The organism is Pseudovibrio flavus (assembly GCF_009711345.1).
Taxonomy (GTDB): domain Bacteria; phylum Pseudomonadota; class Alphaproteobacteria; order Rhizobiales; family Stappiaceae; genus Pseudovibrio; species Pseudovibrio flavus.
The window spans coordinates 118,614-137,040 of sequence record NZ_SMMA01000060.1 but is presented as its reverse complement, the minus strand read 5'-3'; the positions used below and the strand labels follow the sequence as shown (position 1 = coordinate 137,040).

At 52.3% G+C, this 18,427-nt stretch carries 18 protein-coding genes, 1 tRNA gene and 1 pseudogene; 14 read left to right on the top strand and 6 right to left on the bottom strand.

Annotation, left to right across the window (positions count from 1 at the left end; genetic code table 11):
* The first annotated feature begins 56 nt into the window (after positions 1 to 56).
* Positions 57 to 2,186, top strand: coding sequence for a sodium-translocating pyrophosphatase (locus E1162_RS08965; RefSeq protein ID WP_155129682.1), 2,130 nt, complete (start codon positions 57 to 59; stop codon positions 2,184 to 2,186).
* A gap of 188 nt (positions 2,187 to 2,374) precedes the next feature.
* On the opposite strand, the gene E1162_RS08960 is transcribed toward E1162_RS08965, so the two are convergent.
* On the bottom strand, positions 2,375 to 2,812 hold the full coding sequence (locus tag E1162_RS08960; protein ID WP_155129679.1) for an outer membrane protein assembly factor BamE: 438 nt from the start codon (positions 2,810 to 2,812) through the stop codon (positions 2,375 to 2,377).
* A gap of 128 nt (positions 2,813 to 2,940) precedes the next feature.
* On the opposite strand from E1162_RS08960, the gene E1162_RS08955 reads away from it, so the two are divergent.
* The 7 genes and pseudogenes from E1162_RS08955 (at position 2,941) to E1162_RS08925 (ending at position 7,918) form a co-directional block, all read left to right on the top strand.
* On the top strand, positions 2,941 to 3,492 hold the full coding sequence (locus tag E1162_RS08955; RefSeq protein ID WP_155129676.1) for a ubiquinol-cytochrome C chaperone family protein: 552 nt from the start codon (positions 2,941 to 2,943) through the stop codon (positions 3,490 to 3,492).
* A 2-nt stretch (positions 3,493 to 3,494) separates the two neighbouring features.
* The gene (locus E1162_RS08950) at positions 3,495 to 4,067 is read left to right on the top strand and encodes a YceD family protein (protein ID WP_155129673.1); all 573 of its coding nucleotides are present in this window, start codon (positions 3,495 to 3,497) and stop codon (positions 4,065 to 4,067) included.
* Positions 4,068 to 4,204: 137 nt separating this feature from the next.
* Entirely contained in the window at positions 4,205 to 5,263 is a 1,059-nt protein-coding gene (gene plsX / locus E1162_RS08945; protein WP_155129670.1) for a phosphate acyltransferase PlsX, read from the top strand.
* Positions 5,264 to 5,265: 2 nt separating this feature from the next.
* On the top strand, positions 5,266 to 6,243 hold the full coding sequence (locus tag E1162_RS08940) for a beta-ketoacyl-ACP synthase III (RefSeq protein WP_371311869.1): 978 nt from the start codon (positions 5,266 to 5,268) through the stop codon (positions 6,241 to 6,243).
* A 239-nt stretch (positions 6,244 to 6,482) separates the two neighbouring features.
* The gene (locus tag E1162_RS08935; RefSeq protein WP_155129667.1) at positions 6,483 to 6,791 is read left to right on the top strand and encodes an integration host factor subunit alpha; all 309 of its coding nucleotides are present in this window, start codon (positions 6,483 to 6,485) and stop codon (positions 6,789 to 6,791) included.
* A 44-nt stretch (positions 6,792 to 6,835) separates the two neighbouring features.
* A pseudogene (locus tag E1162_RS19770) lies at positions 6,836 to 7,105 on the top strand (MerR family transcriptional regulator); the annotation flags it as partial.
* Between the two features lie 513 nt (positions 7,106 to 7,618).
* Complete coding sequence (locus tag E1162_RS08925; RefSeq protein ID WP_155129664.1) at positions 7,619 to 7,918, top strand: dATP/dGTP pyrophosphohydrolase domain-containing protein; 300 nt, start codon at positions 7,619 to 7,621, stop codon at positions 7,916 to 7,918.
* A 49-nt stretch (positions 7,919 to 7,967) separates the two neighbouring features.
* Here E1162_RS08925 and E1162_RS08920 read toward each other — a convergent pair whose 3' ends face one another.
* Positions 7,968 to 8,405, bottom strand: a complete 438-nt coding sequence (locus E1162_RS08920; protein ID WP_155129661.1) for a PACE efflux transporter — start codon at positions 8,403 to 8,405, stop codon at positions 7,968 to 7,970.
* An 85-nt stretch (positions 8,406 to 8,490) separates the two neighbouring features.
* Between E1162_RS08920 and E1162_RS08915 the strand changes: the two genes are divergently transcribed.
* From E1162_RS08915 to E1162_RS08890, 6 genes are all read left to right on the top strand, one after another.
* The gene (locus E1162_RS08915; protein WP_155129658.1) at positions 8,491 to 9,396 is read left to right on the top strand and encodes a LysR family transcriptional regulator; all 906 of its coding nucleotides are present in this window, start codon (positions 8,491 to 8,493) and stop codon (positions 9,394 to 9,396) included.
* A 590-nt stretch (positions 9,397 to 9,986) separates the two neighbouring features.
* Positions 9,987 to 10,736 carry an ABC transporter ATP-binding protein gene (locus E1162_RS08910; RefSeq protein ID WP_155129655.1) on the top strand — a complete coding sequence of 250 codons (750 nt, stop codon included), beginning with the start codon at positions 9,987 to 9,989 and terminating at the stop codon, positions 10,734 to 10,736.
* Positions 10,733 to 11,503, top strand: a complete 771-nt coding sequence (locus E1162_RS08905; RefSeq protein ID WP_155129652.1) for an ABC transporter permease — start codon at positions 10,733 to 10,735, stop codon at positions 11,501 to 11,503. Before E1162_RS08910 ends, E1162_RS08905 begins: the two co-directional genes overlap by 4 nt.
* The gene (locus E1162_RS08900; RefSeq protein ID WP_155129649.1) at positions 11,494 to 12,276 is read left to right on the top strand and encodes a nucleoside phosphorylase; all 783 of its coding nucleotides are present in this window, start codon (positions 11,494 to 11,496) and stop codon (positions 12,274 to 12,276) included. Before E1162_RS08905 ends, E1162_RS08900 begins: the two co-directional genes overlap by 10 nt.
* 135 nt (positions 12,277 to 12,411) lie before the next feature.
* Positions 12,412 to 13,416: an ABC transporter substrate-binding protein gene (locus E1162_RS08895; RefSeq protein ID WP_155129646.1), complete on the top strand. Its 1,005-nt coding sequence runs from the start codon at positions 12,412 to 12,414 to the stop codon at positions 13,414 to 13,416.
* An 88-nt stretch (positions 13,417 to 13,504) separates the two neighbouring features.
* The gene (locus tag E1162_RS08890) at positions 13,505 to 14,245 is read left to right on the top strand and encodes an ABC transporter permease (RefSeq protein ID WP_155129643.1); all 741 of its coding nucleotides are present in this window, start codon (positions 13,505 to 13,507) and stop codon (positions 14,243 to 14,245) included.
* Positions 14,246 to 14,330: 85 nt separating this feature from the next.
* On the opposite strand, the gene E1162_RS08885 is transcribed toward E1162_RS08890, so the two are convergent.
* From E1162_RS08885 to E1162_RS08870, 4 genes are all read right to left on the bottom strand, one after another.
* A complete protein-coding gene (locus E1162_RS08885) occupies positions 14,331 to 15,164 on the bottom strand; it encodes a 3-oxoadipate:acetyl-CoA acetyltransferase (RefSeq protein WP_155129640.1) in 834 nt (277 codons plus the stop codon).
* A 172-nt stretch (positions 15,165 to 15,336) separates the two neighbouring features.
* Positions 15,337 to 15,413, bottom strand: a tRNA-Pro gene (locus tag E1162_RS08880).
* Positions 15,414 to 15,498: 85 nt separating this feature from the next.
* Positions 15,499 to 16,773, bottom strand: a complete 1,275-nt coding sequence (locus tag E1162_RS08875; protein WP_371311868.1) for an O-antigen ligase family protein — start codon at positions 16,771 to 16,773, stop codon at positions 15,499 to 15,501.
* Positions 16,774 to 16,781: 8 nt separating this feature from the next.
* The gene (locus tag E1162_RS08870) at positions 16,782 to 18,323 is read right to left on the bottom strand and encodes an undecaprenyl-phosphate glucose phosphotransferase (protein ID WP_257098874.1); all 1,542 of its coding nucleotides are present in this window, start codon (positions 18,321 to 18,323) and stop codon (positions 16,782 to 16,784) included.
* Positions 18,324 to 18,427 lie beyond the last annotated feature (104 nt).

Below are 18,427 nucleotides of genomic sequence, written 5' to 3'. Positions count from 1 at the left end.
AAAGTATAGCTAATAAAAGGGTGAGTGTTTCGGGGATTTACTCTTGGGGAGGATGTATGACCGAGATTTTGGTTACCATCGCCTGTGGCGTGCTGGCTGTTGCCTACGCCATCTGGGCGACTTTTAATGTTATGTCTGCCGATAAGGGCAGCGAAAGAATGCAGGAAATCGCTGGCGCTATTCAGGAGGGTGCAACCGCATACCTCACCCGTCAGTACACCACTATTGCTATCGTTGGCGTTGTGATCTTCGCTATCGTTGCTTACCTGCTTTCTATGACCGTAGCTATCGGCTTTGCTGTAGGTGCGATTTTGTCTGCACTTGCTGGCTTTATCGGCATGCTTGTTTCTGTACGCGCTAACGTTCGTACAACTCAGGCTGCTAGCCAGAGCTTGGCTGCGGGTCTCAGCATCGCGTTCCGTTCCGGTACCGTTACCGGCATGTTCGTTGCTGGTTTGGCTCTGCTTGGCGTTGCTGTCTATTACTTCGTCCTCACCGAAGTTATGGGCTTTGATGCAACTTCCCGCGTTGTAATCGACGCGCTGGTTGCTCTCGGTTTTGGTGCATCCCTGATTTCCATCTTCGCCCGTCTCGGCGGCGGTATCTTCACCAAAGGTGCTGACGTAGGCGGCGACCTTGTAGGTAAGGTGGAAGCTGGTATTCCTGAAGATGATCCACGCAACCCTGCTACCATCGCAGATAACGTTGGCGACAACGTTGGTGACTGTGCTGGTATGGCTGCTGACTTGTTCGAAACCTATGCTGTTACCCTCGTAGCAACCATGGTTCTGAGCGCGATCTACTTTGCAGGTACTGCTGAGTTGCAGGCTGCGATGGTTTACCCAATGGTGATCTGCGGCCTGTGCTCCGTAGCATCTATCGCTGGTGCGTTCTTCGTACGTCTTGGCCAGTCCAACTCCATCATGGGCGCTCTTTATAAGGGCTTCATCGCGACTGCTGTTATCTCCCTGATCGTTCTTTACCCTGTTACTAGCTGGGTATTCGGCGGCATGGACGCACAGCTGACCATCTCTAACGGCATGACCTTCACCGCTATGGACCTGTTCCTGTGCGGCGTTTCCGGTCTTGTTGTAACCGGTCTCATCATCTGGATCACTGAATACTACACCGGCACTGGCTTCCGTCCTGTTCGCTCTATCGCGGCAGCTTCTGAAACCGGTCACGGCACCAACGTTATTCAGGGTCTTGCGATCTCCATGGAAGCGACTGCTGTTCCAGCTCTGATCATCATTGCTGGCATCATCGTAACCTTTAACCTTGCAGGCCTGTTCGGTATCGCTATTGCGGTTACCACCATGCTGGCTCTTGCAGGTATGGTTGTTGCGCTCGACGCATTCGGTCCTGTAACCGATAACGCTGGCGGTATTGCGGAAATGTGTGAGCTTCCTTCTGAAGTTCGCGACACCACCGATGCGCTGGACGCTGTTGGTAACACCACCAAAGCTGTGACCAAAGGTTACGCGATCGGTTCTGCTGGTCTCGGCGCTCTGGTCCTGTTCGCAGCTTACACCGAAGACTTGAAGTTCTTCGCTTCCAACCCTGAACAGTTCCCTTACTTCGCAGGTGTAGCAGAGGGCGGTCTCGACTTCTCCCTGTCTAACCCATACGTGGTTGTTGGTCTGTTCTTCGGTGGTCTGCTTCCATTCCTGTTCGGCGGTATCGCAATGACTGCGGTTGGCCGTGCAGCTGGTGCAGTTGTTGAAGAAGTTCGCCGTCAGTTCAAGGAAAAGCCGGGCATCATGCAGGGTACTGAGCGTCCAGATTATGGCCGCGCAGTAGACATGCTGACTAAGGCTGCGATCCGCGAAATGATCGTACCTTCCATGCTTCCAGTTCTGTCTCCAATCGTCTGCTACTACGTGATCTTCTGGATCGCTGGCAAAGCAAACGCATTTGCTGCACTGGGTGCAATGCTTCTGGGTGTAATCATCACTGGTCTGTTCGTGGCTCTGTCCATGACTGCAGGTGGTGGCGCTTGGGACAACGCGAAGAAGTACATCGAAGATGGTAACTTCGGCGGTAAAGGTTCCGACGCTCACAAAGCTGCTGTTACCGGTGATACCGTAGGTGATCCATACAAAGACACCGCAGGTCCTGCTGTTAACCCAATGATCAAGATCACCAACATTGTAGCTCTGCTGCTGCTGGCTGTTCTGGCTCACTAATAAAGGAAAGCCACCCGGTAAGCGGGCGGCTTATCTTTCAGGGCTTTCCTGACATCAAGAAGGGGAGGTGGTTCAGTCCACTTCCCCTTTTTGCGTTGTATGGGCAGTTCAGGGGCGCTGTGAGCGCTGGGTCAATAAAAAAGCCCCGCCAGTGGCGGGGCTTTCTGAAACGCTTTAGTATGGCCTTTTTAGAGGCTGAGGCCCGGGTTCTGTGCACCGCGCAGGATCTGCGACAGGAAGCTGTAATCAGAACCACCTGTGCGGGTCTTGCGGGTCACGTAGTCAACCACGCGGCCATCTTCCATGGTGTAGTTACCCATATCGCGTACAAAGCCGTCATTATCGAAGTAAACGGCAACTACGCGCTGCTCTACGATATCCGGATTGAAGAACGCGGTGGTCTCTGTCACCTGAGAAATATAGTAGTAGGCTTCGCCATTTAGGTTCGACGTTGTTGACGGTGTGCCAAGCAGCAACTCTACCTGTTCGCGGCTGGACCCTACCTGAATTTCCGATAGGGTCTCGTTAGAAATAACGTGACCGTGGTTCAGGGTCTGTGTAAAACAGCCACCTAGAGGTAGTGATAGGCAAACGAGGAACGCTGTACGGCGTGCAAATGCAAACATCCCGAATATCCCGTTGGCTTGCAGGCAGGGCTCCCTCCTGCGGAAACAAGCAGTTTGAACTAAATCCTTGAGTTTGTGCCTACCGCGTCACAGGCAACAACGCAACAAAAGATGACAAAAGAGGTGGCATGGTCTTGCGCTTTTTTCGTCGAAGAGACGATTCGTCGGTGCTTCGCGTTTATAAAAGTATTGTGTCTCAGGCGCGGCAGCCTGTGTTTTATACGCAGTTGAGGGTGCCGGATTCTGTGGAAGGCCGGTTTGAAATGATCGTATTTCATGCTTTTTGCGTCTTTCACCGATTGCAAGGCGAAGATGATCGCGCCTCGAAACTGGCTCAGGATGTGTTCGATCTGTTTTTTGTTGATATGGATCAGAGCCTGCGCGAGCAGGGTATAGGCGATGAAGGTGTGCGCCGACGTATTCGCAAGATGAGCGAATCTTTTTTTGGACGCTCCCAAGCCTATTCTCAAGCATTAGCCGATGGAAATGACGAGGCTCTTGCTGAGGCATTTCTTAGAAATATATACGCAGAACCCACGCAAACTCTTGCAGCGAGCGCATTGGTCGAATACATGCACGCTACATTGAGTAAATTAGGCCGTACACCTGTACAAGAGATTATGAGCGGATCTGTCTCTTGGGCCGAGGTGCCAGCTGATAGTGCAGAGGAAAACTGCTGATCATGTCAAACAGTGACTATCCATATGTCCATATGATGGATGTGAGCCGACTGGCAAATAGCGCCCGCACCGTAACGCTGGATCTAAACGAAGCTGATCGGGCCGCAATTGCGAAAGCTTATGGCCTGATTGCCGTCGAGACCCTTAAGGCTGACTTGGTTGTGCGCCCTTGGCGTAAAACCGGTGTTGCAGTTGAGGGGAGTTTCTCCGGCAAAGTAATTCAGCGCTGTGTTGTGACGCTGGAACCGATTGAAGTGAGCGTTGAAGATGATATCGACCGCAAGTTCATTGCTGAAGATACTTCCAAGCGCCGCAAAAACAGGGATGACGGTCTTGAAGTCGATATCGACTTTGACGCTATCGACCCACCAGAGCATTTTGACGGGAAAGCAATTGATCTGGGTTCAGTGCTTTGTGAGCAGCTAGCCTTGGTGCTGGATCCATATCCACGGGCTGAGGGCGTTGAAATCGACGCTAGCTTTGCACCAACTGAAGACGAGGATGAGGACGAGGAAGAACAGCGTCCTAACCCGTTTGCAGCGCTTGCAGCCCTCAAGAAAGACAAAAACAGTTAAAGCTCCGCCTTTGACCTGAAGCTGGGTGTTGATCCTACGCGGGAAATCTTTATCTTCACCTGCGTTTTTCAGCATTTGGATGCACACTTGCGTACGGCCCAGCTGGAAGGTGAAAAGAGAATAGGGTTTGAATACATATGTCGAATAAAATAACGATCTCTCTGGACGCCATGGGCGGCGATACCGGTCCTCAGACCGTGTTGCCAGGTGCCGACCTTGTGCTTACGCGGTGTCCTGATATCCATTTTATTCTGTTCGGCGACAGCAAAGTCCTTGAGCCAATGCTCGACAGACTGCCTCGTTTGAAGGCGGCTTCCGAGCTGGTTCATACGGACGTTTCCATTGAAATGGATGAGAAGCCGAGTCAGGCCCTTCGTAAAGGTCGTGGCAAGTCCTCTATGTGGCAGGCAATTGCTGCCGTGAAAGAGGGCCGTGCAGATGTTGCTGTTTCTGCAGGTAACACCGGCGCCTTGATGGCTATGTCCAAGTTCTGCCTGCGCACTATGCCGGGCATCGAGCGTCCTGCCATCGCAGCAATTTGGCCAACCATGCGTGGTGAGTCCATCGTGCTGGACGTTGGCGCGACTGTTGGTGCTGACGCGCAGCAACTGATTGACTTTGCGATCCTTGGCGGTGCTATGGCGCGCTCTGTGCAGGGTATCCAGACCCCAACCGTAGGTCTGTTGAATATCGGCGTGGAAGAAGTAAAAGGTGTCGAGGAAGTGCGTACCGCTGCAAAGATGCTGCGCGAGATGTCTCCTCCGAACATCGTGTACACCGGTTTCGTCGAAGGTGACGATATCGGCAAGGGTACAGTAGACGTTGTTGTGACCGAAGGTTTTGCAGGTAACATCGCGCTTAAGACCGCCGAAGGTACCGCCAAGCAGTTGGCCGGCTACCTGCGCGCCGCGATGAGCCGCACCTTGATGGCAAAAATTGGCTACCTATTTGCAAAGGGTGCATTTGATCGCCTTCGTGAGAAAATGGACCCACGTAAGGTAAATGGTGGTGTATTCCTTGGTTTGAATGGCATCGTTATCAAGAGCCATGGCGGCACTGATGCGGAAGGTTTTGCTTCTGCTGTTGAGCTTGCCCACGATATGGCAAAGAACGAGCTTATTAAGAAAATCTCCCAAGATCTTGGGGACTATCATCGTGGACGGTTTAACCTCAACGATGAAAAATCGGAAGGTTAATTGTGAACGCACTTCGTTCTGTTGTACTCGGCTGCGGCAGCTACCTGCCTGAGAAAACGCTCACCAACAAGGATCTTGAGCAGATCGTTGATACCACCGACGAGTGGATTGTTCAGCGTACTGGCATTCAGGAGCGCCACATTGCGGCGGAAGGTGAGTATACGTCTGATCTCGGTCTTAAGGCTGCTCAGGCTGCGCTTGCAAACGCAGGTGTAGATGCTTCCAGCATTGACCTTATTATTCTGGCGACATCCACTCCGGATAACACTTTCCCGGCATCTGCCACCACCATTCAGGCAAAGCTTGGCATTACCCATGGCGCTGCATTTGACGTGCAGGCTGTGTGCTCCGGTTTTGTTTATGCTGTTGCGACCGCTGACGCTTACCTGCGCGGCGGCCTTGCAAAGCGTGCTCTGGTTATCGGCGCAGAAACATTCTCCCGCATTCTCGACTGGGAAGACCGCACAACCTGCGTTTTGTTCGGCGATGGTGCTGGTGCAGTTGTTATGGAAGTGCGTGAAGGTGATGCGGCTGAAATGGGTGAGGGTGTCCTTTCCAGCCAGTTGCGTTCTGATGGCCGTCACAAAGACAAGCTCTTCGTGGATGGCGGTCCGTCTACTACTCAGACAGCCGGTCACTTGCGTATGGAAGGCAAGGAAGTCTTCAAGCACGCAGTTGGCATGGTAACCGACGTTATTAAAGCAGCCTTTGCAGCTACCGGCACAACTGCCGATGATCTGGATTGGTTCGTGCCGCATCAGGCTAACAAGCGCATTATCGATGCTTCCGCAAAGAAACTGGGAATCGCCCCTGAGAAAGTGGTGACCACTGTTCAGCTGCACGGCAATACCTCTGCAGCATCGATTCCTCTGGCGCTGGACAGCATCGTCCGTGAAGGCAAAGTCAAAAAAGGCGATCTGGTTATGCTGGAAGCCATGGGCGGCGGCTTTACATGGGGCGCAGTGCTGCTTCGCTGGTAATTGGCAGGCCGGTTTATCTACTGGTTGCAAAGGCTTAGCATAAAAGCTTTTAGTGGCGGTTGTGGTTTTACCACAGCCGCCTTCTACTTTTCAGGGTAAACTCCAGTTAGGTCACCTTGGGTTTAATTGTTGCACAATGCCTGTTGACCAATCAGCTTTAAGTGAATACCGTATCCCCTTGAGAATAATCCTGATTTCTAGGGAAAAAGGCTTTAAAAGGCTTTCTTGAGGAGTGAGCTATGGGTAATCATACCGTAACCCGTGCGGATCTGTGTGAAGCCGTCTACCAAAAGGTTGGCCTCTCCAGAACCGAATCTGCGGAACTGGTGGAAAAAGTACTTTCGGAAATCTCCGACAGCCTTGTTAGTGGCGATTCTGTTAAGCTTTCATCATTCGGTTCGTTCGTCGTCCGCTCCAAGGGCGAACGCATTGGCCGAAATCCGAAGACTGGTGAGGAAGTTCCGATTTCTCCGCGCCGCGTCATGGTATTCAAACCTAGCAACGTTCTAAAACAACGCATTAACGACGCGCTCGTAGACGGTTCCTAAGACCCGCACAAAACCAATTAATATAATAAAGACAAGCGGTTTAAGTGACTAAAAGCGAAGACGCCTTTCGAACCATTAGCGAGGTTGCTGCTGATCTCGATCTGCCGCAACACGTTCTGCGCTTTTGGGAAACCCGTTTTACGCAGATCAGACCCCTTAAACGGGGTGGGGGACGGCGTTATTACCGACCAGAAGATATTGAGCTTCTGAAGGGTATTCGTCATCTGCTTTACGGAGAAGGCTACACCATCAAGGGCGTACAGCGGATTTTGCGCGAACAAGGCGTAAAGTTCGTGATGTCTGCTGCAAGCGGCGTTATGCCGGTTCTTCCTAAGGCGCAAAGTCGCTCTGGAGCTGTTGAAGAGGATACTTCCGACTATCGTGGTTATGACGATAGTGATGATCAGGACATCTATGATGACAATGATCTGGAAGAACAGTTCGCCGACGCTCTGGAAGAAGATCTGGATAATGACGAGCGCTATGCGCCTGTGCGCTATGCGGAAGAGGACGATGAACTAGGAGAGCTTCCGGACGGGGTTCTGCCAGACAATGAGGATGATGATGACTATCGCCCTGCACCTCAGCAGCACAGCGGGGCATTTGGCCTAATCGAGCGACTTCGCGGTGGCGAGCGGACAGAGGTTGTCGGCAAAGGACTTTCTAAAGAGGATGTCCGGAACCTTCAGGCCACATTGTTCGAGCTACTTGAGTGTAAGCGAATGCTTGATCAGGCGCGCTCTAGCTGAGTGTAGTCCCATAAGTATGAGAGGGTCGGGTTTCCGGCCCTTTTTTCGTTTCAGCGGAAGAGAAGGGATTGAATAGCCATGAATGAGACAAGCCACTCTATCCGCACTTGGGCAGACGCTGCTTTTGGTGAAGTGAGTGATCCTGTTGATCTCGTCAAACGGGCGAGGGAAGAGCTTGCCGAGCTTGAGGAAGCTATCGTTGCCAATGAAAGTTCTAGAGAGATCGTGGCAGAAGCGGCAGATGTTATGATTTTGCTTCACAGGCTTGCCGATATAAATGGCCATGACCTCTCGCAGGCGGTGGATGCCAAGATGGCTATCAATAGGCAGCGAAAATGGGTTCGCTCTGGAGATGGCACTGGCCGTCATGTGAAATGATGGCAGGTTCAACGAAAATGGGCGCTCATCGGCGCCCATTGTCATTTGTTCAGTTTGCTGCTGTTTGTGTTTCCAGCTTGCGGGTTTTGATTTTGTGGCGGGCCACGTCATAAACCCAGTTGAACACCATGGTGTAGAACAGGACGTAGAGCACCATACCGATGTCCAGAATAAGGGCATCCATAAAGCCGATTTTCAAACGCCACATCAGCATCGGGATCGTGATAAGCACAAGGCCTGCTTCAAAACCGCCAGCATGCAGCGCTCTAAGCCGTACGCCGCGCGTAATTCTTTCAGCACCAAACAAGCGATCAAAACCCACGTTGTAGATGTAGTTCCAGATCATAGCGATTACAGCCATAATTACGGAAACAACCAGCATATCGGAGCCTGAGTGACCCGTGAGGATGGAGCTTAGGGGCACGAGCGTTGCCATTAGCAGTGCTTCAAATGCAAGTGAGTGGAAGATCCGTTCTTTTGTTTTCATTGTTGTCTCTTGGAGCAATGGACTTGCCGCGACTTATATCTGTAATCTAGATTGTATCTAGTTAGTACCTATAAGTGATGCTGATATGTATAGTCTTGAGTATCTGCGTATGTTCGTTGAGGCAGCGCGTACTGGTTCGTTTTCCGCCGCTGCGCGAAAAATTGGCAAAGCCCAGTCTGCTGTCAGCCAAGGTATTGCCAGTTTGGAGATTGATCTCGACTGCCAGCTTTTTGATCGTTCCTCTCGCTCTCCTGTCCTTACGAAAAAGGGAAGAGCGCTGTTGCCGATGGCTGAAGCCATGGTGCAGCTCGCCTATGACTTAGAAGCGTCTTCTGCGGCACTATCCGAGGGGGATGAGACCCGTTTAACGATCGCACTTGATGAAGCGCTTCTGTTGCCCCAGATGCAGCAGATGTTTTTAGAGTTTTCTGAGAACTTTCCAGTAACCGAGCTTGTGGTGCAGATTGTTGCCAGCCCTGATGTGCAGCCGCTTGTGGTTGAGGGGCAGGCGCAGGTTGGGATGTGCTTCACTAATCCGGGAATACCGCGAGAGCATAGGATCGAATATCTAGGCTCACTGCCATTTGTGGTCGCCGTCGCGCCAAGTCATCCGCTAGCAATGATGGAAAAGCCGGACGTAGATGATCTGGTTCGGCACCGACAGCTTATCGTTCAGGGCGTTGAGGAGGTAGAGCTTTCCCACTTCCCGCAGCTATCGGTTAGCGTCTGGCGTACGAATACCTTTTTCATGCTGAAGGAGTTCACGAAGGCGGGTGTTGGCTGGGGGTACGTTCCACTGCACATGGTTGAGCCGGATATTGAAGCAGGGCTGTTGCAGCGCCTTGATGTAAAGTTTGACCGCCACCCTTGGCTTGCAGCGGCCGAGCTTATTACACCGAAATCTGGTTCACGCGGGCCTGCGTCACAATGGATAACGGATCGGCTAAAGTCTGTTTTCGATCAAGATCCGTTGGTGGTGAAGGCGAAATAGCGCTTGTTTCCCGACTCCGAGTGGAAGCTGATCGGAGGGAGGATGTATGCAGTTCCACTGCATTTATCCAAGTTTCAAGGGGCGAGTCGGTCGAACCTAAATAAAAAAGGTGGCGATTGGTTTAGTTATCAATAAACACAATTATTGGTTGTTAAATTGCGCTTGGTCAGTTCGCTAGGAAACGATCGTCCCGTTAGATCAACAGAAAAAACCTTCTAATCAAACGATCGCTGGTTTGCATCAATACGTTATGGGCTTGCAGTTTTACGTTGCGTCTACAGTGCGGCGGCAGTGTGCTTTTGAGGTAACATCAAAAATATGTCTGCTTTATCCCAAATCTCCTAGGGGCATGTTCTTGTGGTGAACTACGTCAGTACGCATTCTTGCCGAGTTTCATTTGGGGTACCATTGACTAAGACAACTGAAATTTTGCGTGTCATTCCATAGAGCAAGAATACTCTCTTACGCTTACTTCCCAATGGGGAAGGGGGCGTCTTTGCTCGGAATGGTCGCTGCTTGAGATAATTACAAAGGGCCGTCGGTGGCCCTAAGCGGGGCGCGGATAAGTGCCCCGAGCGAGTGGAGTTGGCATGGAACTAGTGCGCGCCGAGGGCATTACCAAAACGTTCACGACTCGCAGTGGTGGGGAAGTACAGGCTCTGTCTCCCACCTCTTTGAGCATTCAAGAAGGCGAGTTTCTCAGCCTTATCGGCCCGTCTGGCTGCGGTAAATCTACTTTGCTGCGTATTCTCTCCGGTCTTATTGAGCCAAGCGGCGGCGAGTTGATCTGGAAAGACGGCGCTCCGACCTCCGGTTCTGATGTTGGCTTTGTGTTTCAGGAGCCTGTGCTTCTGCCGTGGCTGAGCATTCGCGACAACGTTCGTTTCCCGCTGGATGCGTTTGGTGTATCCAAAGCTGAAGGTAACGAACGCGCTATGGAAATGCTGAAGCTGGTAGGTCTTGGCGACTTTGGCTCCGCGCTTCCGAAAGAGCTTTCCGGCGGTATGCGCCAGCGCGCAGCAATTGCCCGCGCACTTGTTTACCGTCCGCGTATCGTGCTTATGGACGAACCGTTCGGCGCACTGGATCTTTTGACCCGTGACCGCATGAACGACGAGCTCCTGCGTATCAAGCAGGAAGTTGGCGCGACTATCGTGTTCGTGACCCACTCCATTGAAGAAGCCGCATACCTTTCTGACCGTGTGGCTGTGATGTGTGCTCGTCCGGGCCGTATCCGCACCATTCATGACATCAAGTATGATGTGGAACGCGGCGAGGCGCTGAAAGACAACCCTCAGTTCCATCACTGGCTCTCCGTACTGCGTAAGGAACTGAAATGACGAAATCCCAGCAACGTTGGGTGTTTTCGTTTGTAACGCCCTTTGCGCTTATTGGCCTGTGGTGGGCTTATGTGGAGCTGCTAAACGTTCCGCGCTTCATTCTTCCATCACCGCTTGTGGTGGCTGAAGAGCTGGTAAAGCTGTTTTCCGGTAGTGTGAAACACGCTGGCAAAACGCTGTGGCAGCACCTTGGCTACACGCTCTCCATTATCGCGACCGGTTTTGCTATCGGCTCTGCAAGCGGATTTGGTCTTGGTTTTATTCTGGCTAAGATGCCAAAGGTAGAAAAGATCGTTTCTCCTTACATCTTCTTCTTCCAGACAGCGCCAAAGATCGCTCTGGCTCCGCTTTTCATTTTGTGGTTCGGCCTTGGTCTTGCTTCCAAGCTTGTGTTGGTGGTGTCGTTGGTGTTCTTCCCGGTGATGATCGGCACCATGCTGGGCCTGCGCTCTGTTCCTGAGAACATGATCAGCCTGTCCCGCATTTTGAAGCTGACCACCTATCAGCGCCTTACCCGCATTGAACTGCCATCTGCTGTGCCTGAAATCTTCGCAGGTCTTAAAGTGGCCTCCGTTCAGGCGACCATCGGCGCAATTCTTGCTGAATGGCTCTCCGGCAGTATCGGTCTTGGTTATCTGATGACCTATGCAGGCGCGACCTATAAGTCGCCGCTGCTGTTCTCCATGGTGATCGTGACCGCTCTTCTGGGCATTTTGATCTACCAATTCCTTGGTACTCTTGAAAGGTGGCTCCTGTCATGGCGTTGATTGAGCGCTCTGCAATCTGGCCGTGGAAGGGCGATGTGCCTCCACATCTGCCGAAGCCTGATGTTATGCCTAAAGCCTTCCTGTTGCCGGGTGATCCGGGCCGCGTGGACAAGGCTGAAAAGGTTCTCTCCGATTTCCAGATTATCGGTCAGAACCGTGAGTATCGGATGGGTACAGGCACCTATAATGGTGTTCTCATCGGCATCTGCTCCACCGGTATTGGCGGCGCATCTACCGAAATCGCAATGGTCGAACTGGCCGCTATGGGTGTGCGCTACGCGGTGCGTACCGGCGGCATGGGTGCGCTTGCGGATGATTTGAACCTTGGCGACTTTCTCATTGCTGGCCGCGCATTGGCAAACAGCGGTGTGGCCCGTCACTACGCTCCGGAAGGGGAGTTTGTGATGGCGCATGAGGAAATGACCAAGACCATGAACGAGGCGCGTGAAGCCCTTGGCCTGCCAGGCCGTGTTGGCACATGCGTGACTGCTGACGGTTACTACCGTGCACAAGGTCGTCCTTCTACGCCGGGCGGTCCTGCTTACCCATCTGTTCTTGATGACTTCATGGCGCGCGGTGCAGACGGCGCGGAAATGGAAGCTGAAGTGGTCTTCGCCTGTGGCGGCGCTTTGGGCATGTGCACCAGCGCTGTTATGGCGGTACACGCCCATCGCCGTTCCAACGGCTGGCTGGAAGACTACGAAGGCACCCAGACGAACGTTCTCAGACTTGGTGCGGAAGCTGCCTCCCGCGCAGTTCTTGCCGGTTTTTAAATAATTCCCGAAAGGTTTTGCGCCTTTCGGGCTGGAATGCACACAACAGACAGACATCCGGCGCGTTTGCAGTGGCCCCAATTTCAAATGCAAACGCACTGGTGCTCGATAATCCAAATAAAAACGGAGATGGAAATGTCCCTGCTTTCTGCAGTTAAAAAGGTTGGCGCTGCTGCAGCTCTTGCTGCAACTGTTGCTTTTGCTGGCGCGGCAAACGCAAGCGAAAAAGTTACCATTCAGATCGAAGGTGCTGCGGTTCCTTATTACCTGCCAATGTTCGTGGCAGAGCACTACGGTTACTTCGATGAAGCTGGCCTTGATGTAGAATTCCTCTACGCAGATGGCGCAAGCATTCTGTCTAACATTGCAGCTGGCAACGTTGAATTCGGTTTCCCGAACGGTGATCCGGTTATCGCAGCACGCGCAAACGGCCTGCCTGTGAAGGTAATTCACTCCACCTACCAGCAGGGTATTGGTGCAGTTCTGTTCAAGCAGGACAGCGGCATCAAAACCGCAGCTGATCTGGCTGGGAAAAAAGTTGCTGTAACTTCTTACGGTAGCCCGAACTACATCCAGCTTCAGGTGATGATGGCTAAAGAAGGCAAGACCATCGACGACGTAAACGTTGAAATCGTTGGTACCGGTGCAATTCTTGACGCTCTGAAGTCTGATCAGGTTGATGCAATCGTGTTCTCCATGCTGCGCTACTTCGCTCTGCAGGCTGAAGGCGTAAACCCTGGCATGATCGCTTCTGACGACTACCTGCCTTCCCACGGCAACGTACTCGTAACCTCCGAAGCTCTTCTTGCTGAAAAGCCTGAGGTTGCTGCGGGCTTCATCGCAGCACTCAACAAAGCTATCAACCACATTGTTGAAGGCGACGTTGCTAAGGAAGTTGAACTGGTGATCGCTGAGTACACCCCGACCTTTGCTGGTCAGGAAGAAATGGTAACCACCATCATCGAAGAAATCTTCGCAAAAACCCTCTGGACCTCCGAAAACACCGGTAAGTTCGAACTGGGCTACGGCGACCGCGCTGCATGGCAGGAATCCATCGACACCGCTCTGAAGTTTGAAACCATCCCAGAAGGTTTCGACGCAGCTGATCTGGTTGTCGAGCTGCCTTCCAAGCTGAAATAAGCCAGTTACTGGTTTGGCGCCGCCTCGCTTGAGCCTAGCTTGGCGAGGCGGCTACTGCTTTCAAAAACAAATAAGAACGAGTTAGCCAATGCTTCGTGCCGTTATTTCTCTTGCTGTGTTTTTGGGTCTATGGACCTTGGCCTGCGAACTGTTTCAGGTGCCGTCCTATCTGGTTCCAAACCCACTGGAGCTGGTAGAGAAATTCTGGTTCCTCACGACAAAAGCTGACCTGTTCAGCCATATTCCGATCACCGTTACCGAAATTCTCATCGGCTTTGTGATTGGTACCTTTGCAGGCGTGTTCGGTTCTGTGGTGTTCTTCCGCGTTCCGGCTGTTGAGCTGCTGCTCAACCCTGTTATCGTTTTCATTCAGACCGCTCCGAAGATTGCAATCGCGCCGCTGCTTCTGCTGTGGCTTGGCCTCGACATGACGCCGAAGATTGTGCTTGTTGCGATTGTTACCTTCTTCCCGGTTCTGTCCAATATGCTCAGCGCGCTGCGTTCCATGAACCCTGAGTTCAACTCTCTGGCTCAGATCCTGTGTCTTAGCCCTTGGCAGCGCCTCATTCGCATTGAGCTGCCTCAGTCTTTGCCACTGCTGTTTGCTGGCATGAAGGTTGGTGCAACGTTGGCTGTGACTGCTGCTGTTATCGGTGAGTTGATGGGCGCGCGTGGTGGCCTCGGTTACCTTCTCAGCCTTGGTCAGGAAACTGCCGACGTTTCCATGGTTCTGGTCTCCGTTCTGCTGCTTTCTCTCATCGGCTATCTTCTCTCGCTCGTTATCGAGCTGATTGAGAAGAAATACCTAAACTGGCATGAGAGCGTTTAAGCGCAAGTCCTTGTTCTAGGATTCAAAAAGGCCGGTGGAGCTGAGGTGCTTCACCGGCCTTTTTTATTGATTGGTGTGAGGCTTGTTAGCCTGTGAATGGAATACCGAGAATCTCTCTAGCCTGCTGCCACGTTGCGACGGGGCGCTCGTACTTCTCGCAGAGATCAGCGGTGAGTTTCACTAGCGCTGCATTGGAAGGGGCGAGGGTGGTTTTGTTGAGGCGAACGTTGTCCTCTAGCCCCGTGCGGGTATGGCCACCAGCAGCGATGGACCATTCGTTGACCAATAGCTGCCCTGCGCCAATACCGGCTGCACACCAGTTCGCGTCAGGTGCCAAGCGCTCCATCGTTGCGACGTAGAAATCGAAGACGTGCTTATCGACAGGCATGGCGTTTTTCACGCCCATAACGAACTGCACATAGAGCTTGCCCGGCAGAAAGCCTTCCTTGTTCATTCTAGCTGAGTGAATGATATGGCTGAGGTCGAAGGCCTCAATCTCCGGCGTGATATTGTGCTCGCGCATTTCATCTGCAAGCCATGCCACTAGGTCCGGCGGGTTCTCGTAGACGCGGTTGGGGAAGTTGTTTGATCCCACTGCAAGAGAGGCCATGTCCGGCTTTAGGGACAGCATCGCACCACGGTCTTTGCCGTTACCGGTACGGCCTCCCGTCGAGAGCTGAATGATCATGCCAGGGCAGTGCTTCTCTATGCCTTCTTTAAGCTGAGCAAAGCGGTCCCGATCCGCAGTTGGTTTTCCCTCATCATCACGCACATGCAAGTGGGCGATGGACGCGCCAGCCTCAAAAGCCTCATGCGTGCTTTCGATCTGCTCTGGAACGCTGATTGGAACGGCAGGGTTATCTTTTTTCGTCGGTACTGCGCCTGTAATGGCAACGCAGATTATGCATGGCTTGGACATGACGGAATGGAGCCTCCCAGCTTTCCTGATGTCTTTCTTCAAAGGGTAAGACTAGAGGAAGGGAGGAGTTATTCTAATCAGGGCAAAGACTTATATGTCGGGAAGCTGGCCGCGCATCGACGTCCGAGGCATTTAAAAGCCTCAGGCAGTCGGCGTGTGCATTGGAAAGAAATGGTCGGGCAGGCGGGATTCGAACCCACGACCCCTACACCCCCAGTGTAGTGCGCTACCAGGCTGCGCTACTGCCCGAAATTCCTTCAGTCTGGAAAGTGGCTTGCATAAATAGGCATGCCAACCCCTTGATAATTTTAAGTACCTTGTTCGATTTGGTCTATCAAGCCTGAAGATAGGATGGGTTTGCCCCTCTAGTGGAAAACGCGTGGGTCCGCGAGTAGGCTGTTTCCATTGCGATAATAGCCCATAGACCGCCCAGAAGCAGATAGAAATGACGCCAGTGATCGGTGTCGATCAGCATGCCCAAAGCGATGTGACCAACAAAGACGCTGAGCAGCGTGATTGTGTACTTCTGGTAAGGGCGTGGCTTAAACACTAATGGAACGGCCTTGATAAGCGTAAGGCCTACAAGTGTGATGTAGGAGAGCCCACCGAGCCAGCCATAGGTGGTGAAGCCCTTCAGGTAGACGTTGTGCTCATCCTCAGTAAAGACTTTGCCAAACTCACCGGGGCCAACGCCAAACGGCTTATCTAGTATGAATTCAATACCAAGTAGATAGCGGGCAAAGCGGCCTAAGCGATCAGCGTCATAGCTTTGTACGAGCTTGGCCCGTTCAAAAAACATGGATGAGACGCTTTCTACCGACAGCGCAGCTAGCAACAAGCCCACAAGCGAGAACGCTGCCAGCAGCAGCAGGCCTAGCATCTTGTTGCGTCCCTTTACCGACTGCTCATTGATGAATGTCAGCAGGTAAACAGCTGCAGCAGAGATGAACAAAAGCGCCCATGCACCGCGTGAAAACGAGAGGAAGATACCCAACACCAGAACGGCTAGCAGGGCCATTTTGCCAAGAGAGCTTGCCAGAGGCTTCTTCAAAATATCGTAGATGATGAAGCAGGTAGGCAGAACAAGGAACGGACCGAATACGTTCGGGTCTTTGAAGAATGCCTTGGCGCGGCCATAACGGGTCAAGAGATCGTAAGCGCCGGGAAACGCATCGAAGTATCCAAGAATGGCCAGAAACGCCGAACACACAGCCGCTGCGATGTAGCCTGTCTCAATGGTTTTCCATCGCTCTGGCTTGTCGGAGAGAATGGCCGCATACAGAATCGCCGAGACCGCGAGGAATAGGCTGATCGCTGCAAATGTGATTGCGTATTTTGTGTCGTTGGCGACACCAATAGTCATCAACCCGCCGACGTTATAAAGGCTTATCAAGCCGATCAGCGGAACAAGGTCGCGCCGCAAGCTAACGCCAACAATCACGCTTACCACAAGCAGGATGGCGATCATCAGCTCGTATGGAGAGGGCTCGAACATCACAAGACCGCTTAGTGCAAGCGTTGCAAACAGGCAGCTGCACAAAAACGCTTCCCGCGAGAGGGGAATGCGAAGCGGCATTAATCCGGCCAGTTTGGTGACGTTAACTTGCACTGGTGGTCCTAGTAGGCGTTCTCGGTATTCAGCAGGCTGAACGGTGTTTTGATAAGGATGTAGAGATCAAACAGAACCGACCAGTTCTCGATGTAGTACAGGTCGTATTCAACACGCTTCTGGATTTTCTCCTGCGTGTCTGTCTCCCCGCGCCAGCCGTTAATCTGCGCCCATCCGGTTACACCCGGCTTTACCTTGTGGCGGGCGAAATAGCCATCAACAACCTGCTCGTAGAGGTGGTTTTCAGCCTTTGCAGAAAGCGCATGCGGGCGAGGACCGACGAGGGAAAGTTCACCGCGAAGCACGTTGAGGAGCTGTGGTAGCTCATCAATCGAGGACTTGCGGATAAAGCGGCCGACTTTGGTAACGCGAGGGTCGGACTTGGTTACCAGATTGGCAGCGTTCTTATCCGTCATGTCTTGGTACATGCTACGGAATTTGTAGATCTCGATCAGCTCGTTGTTAAAGCCGTACCGCTTCTGGCGGAAGATCACAGGGCCTGAGCTATCCAGTTTGATCATCAGCGCAGTGATGAGGAAAACCGGAGACAAGGCCACCAAAGACGCGCTGGCGATTACGATGTCAAAGATACGCTTGGAGATGTAATCCCAGTCCGCAATCGGCTTCTGCATTACATCCACGAAGGGAATTGTTCCGACGAAAGATGAGGCACGGTTTCTGAAACGCATCTTCTCGGAGTGAGCGGAGAGGCGAATATCAACTGGTAAAACCCAAAGCTTTTCAAGAAGTTCTAGGATTCTCTTCTCAGCGCGCATTGGGATGGTGACCAGCAGAATGTCGATTTTTGCGATGCGGGCAAATTCCACAAGGTCAGAGATAGAGCCAAGCTTTTGATAGCCCGCAACGCTTGGAGGAGAGCGATCATTGCCGCGATCATCAAAGATACCGCAGATGGTAATATCGTTGTCTGGCTGGCGCTCAAGGTCCGCGATGAGGTCTGCTGCTGCATTGCCGCCACCAACGAGCAAAGCGCGGCGGGTTAGCTGGCCGTTCTTTACCCACTTGCTGGTGTAATGGCTGAGAACAACGTGAAATACTGCAAGCGAAACAAAGCCGAGACCGTACCAGCGCAAAAGCGCATCATGTGGAAGGCTGCTGCTAGGAATTGCAAGCATGGAGAACGAAGATCCGACAGCAAAAACGATCGTCCAGCCCATAAACAAACGAAGTGCCTGCGAGCTAGGGCGAGCGAGGCGCTTTGGCTCATAAATCTCACTGATGTGGAAGAGCATAATCGTGAAGGGAAGCGCTGCGAACATTGCGAGCGCGGCAATCATATCCGGAACCAGATTTGAGGTTACCGAATAGAGCGCGATGTAGCCGGAAAGCGCGATAATGAGCGCGTCTGTCAATCTGACGCTGCCAATAAGAACGCTTTGGGAGATGGTGTCATGTGCAAGACTTGCAGCCATTGCAATTGCTTCAGGGGAGAGACCTTTCGCTTTGCCCGCTTTCATTGCGGCAATTTCGGGTGTCTCTTCTTCCTTGGTTGAAGCGCTCAACAGGCGGCCAAATGTTTCCTGGCTCATGATTAGGCTCCTTCCCGAAGGGGTGCGCGTTCATTCTTATTGGTTGTTATTTGCGTATTGTTGTAAGGATCTGATTTTAAATAAATATTTTCAATTGAAGATGC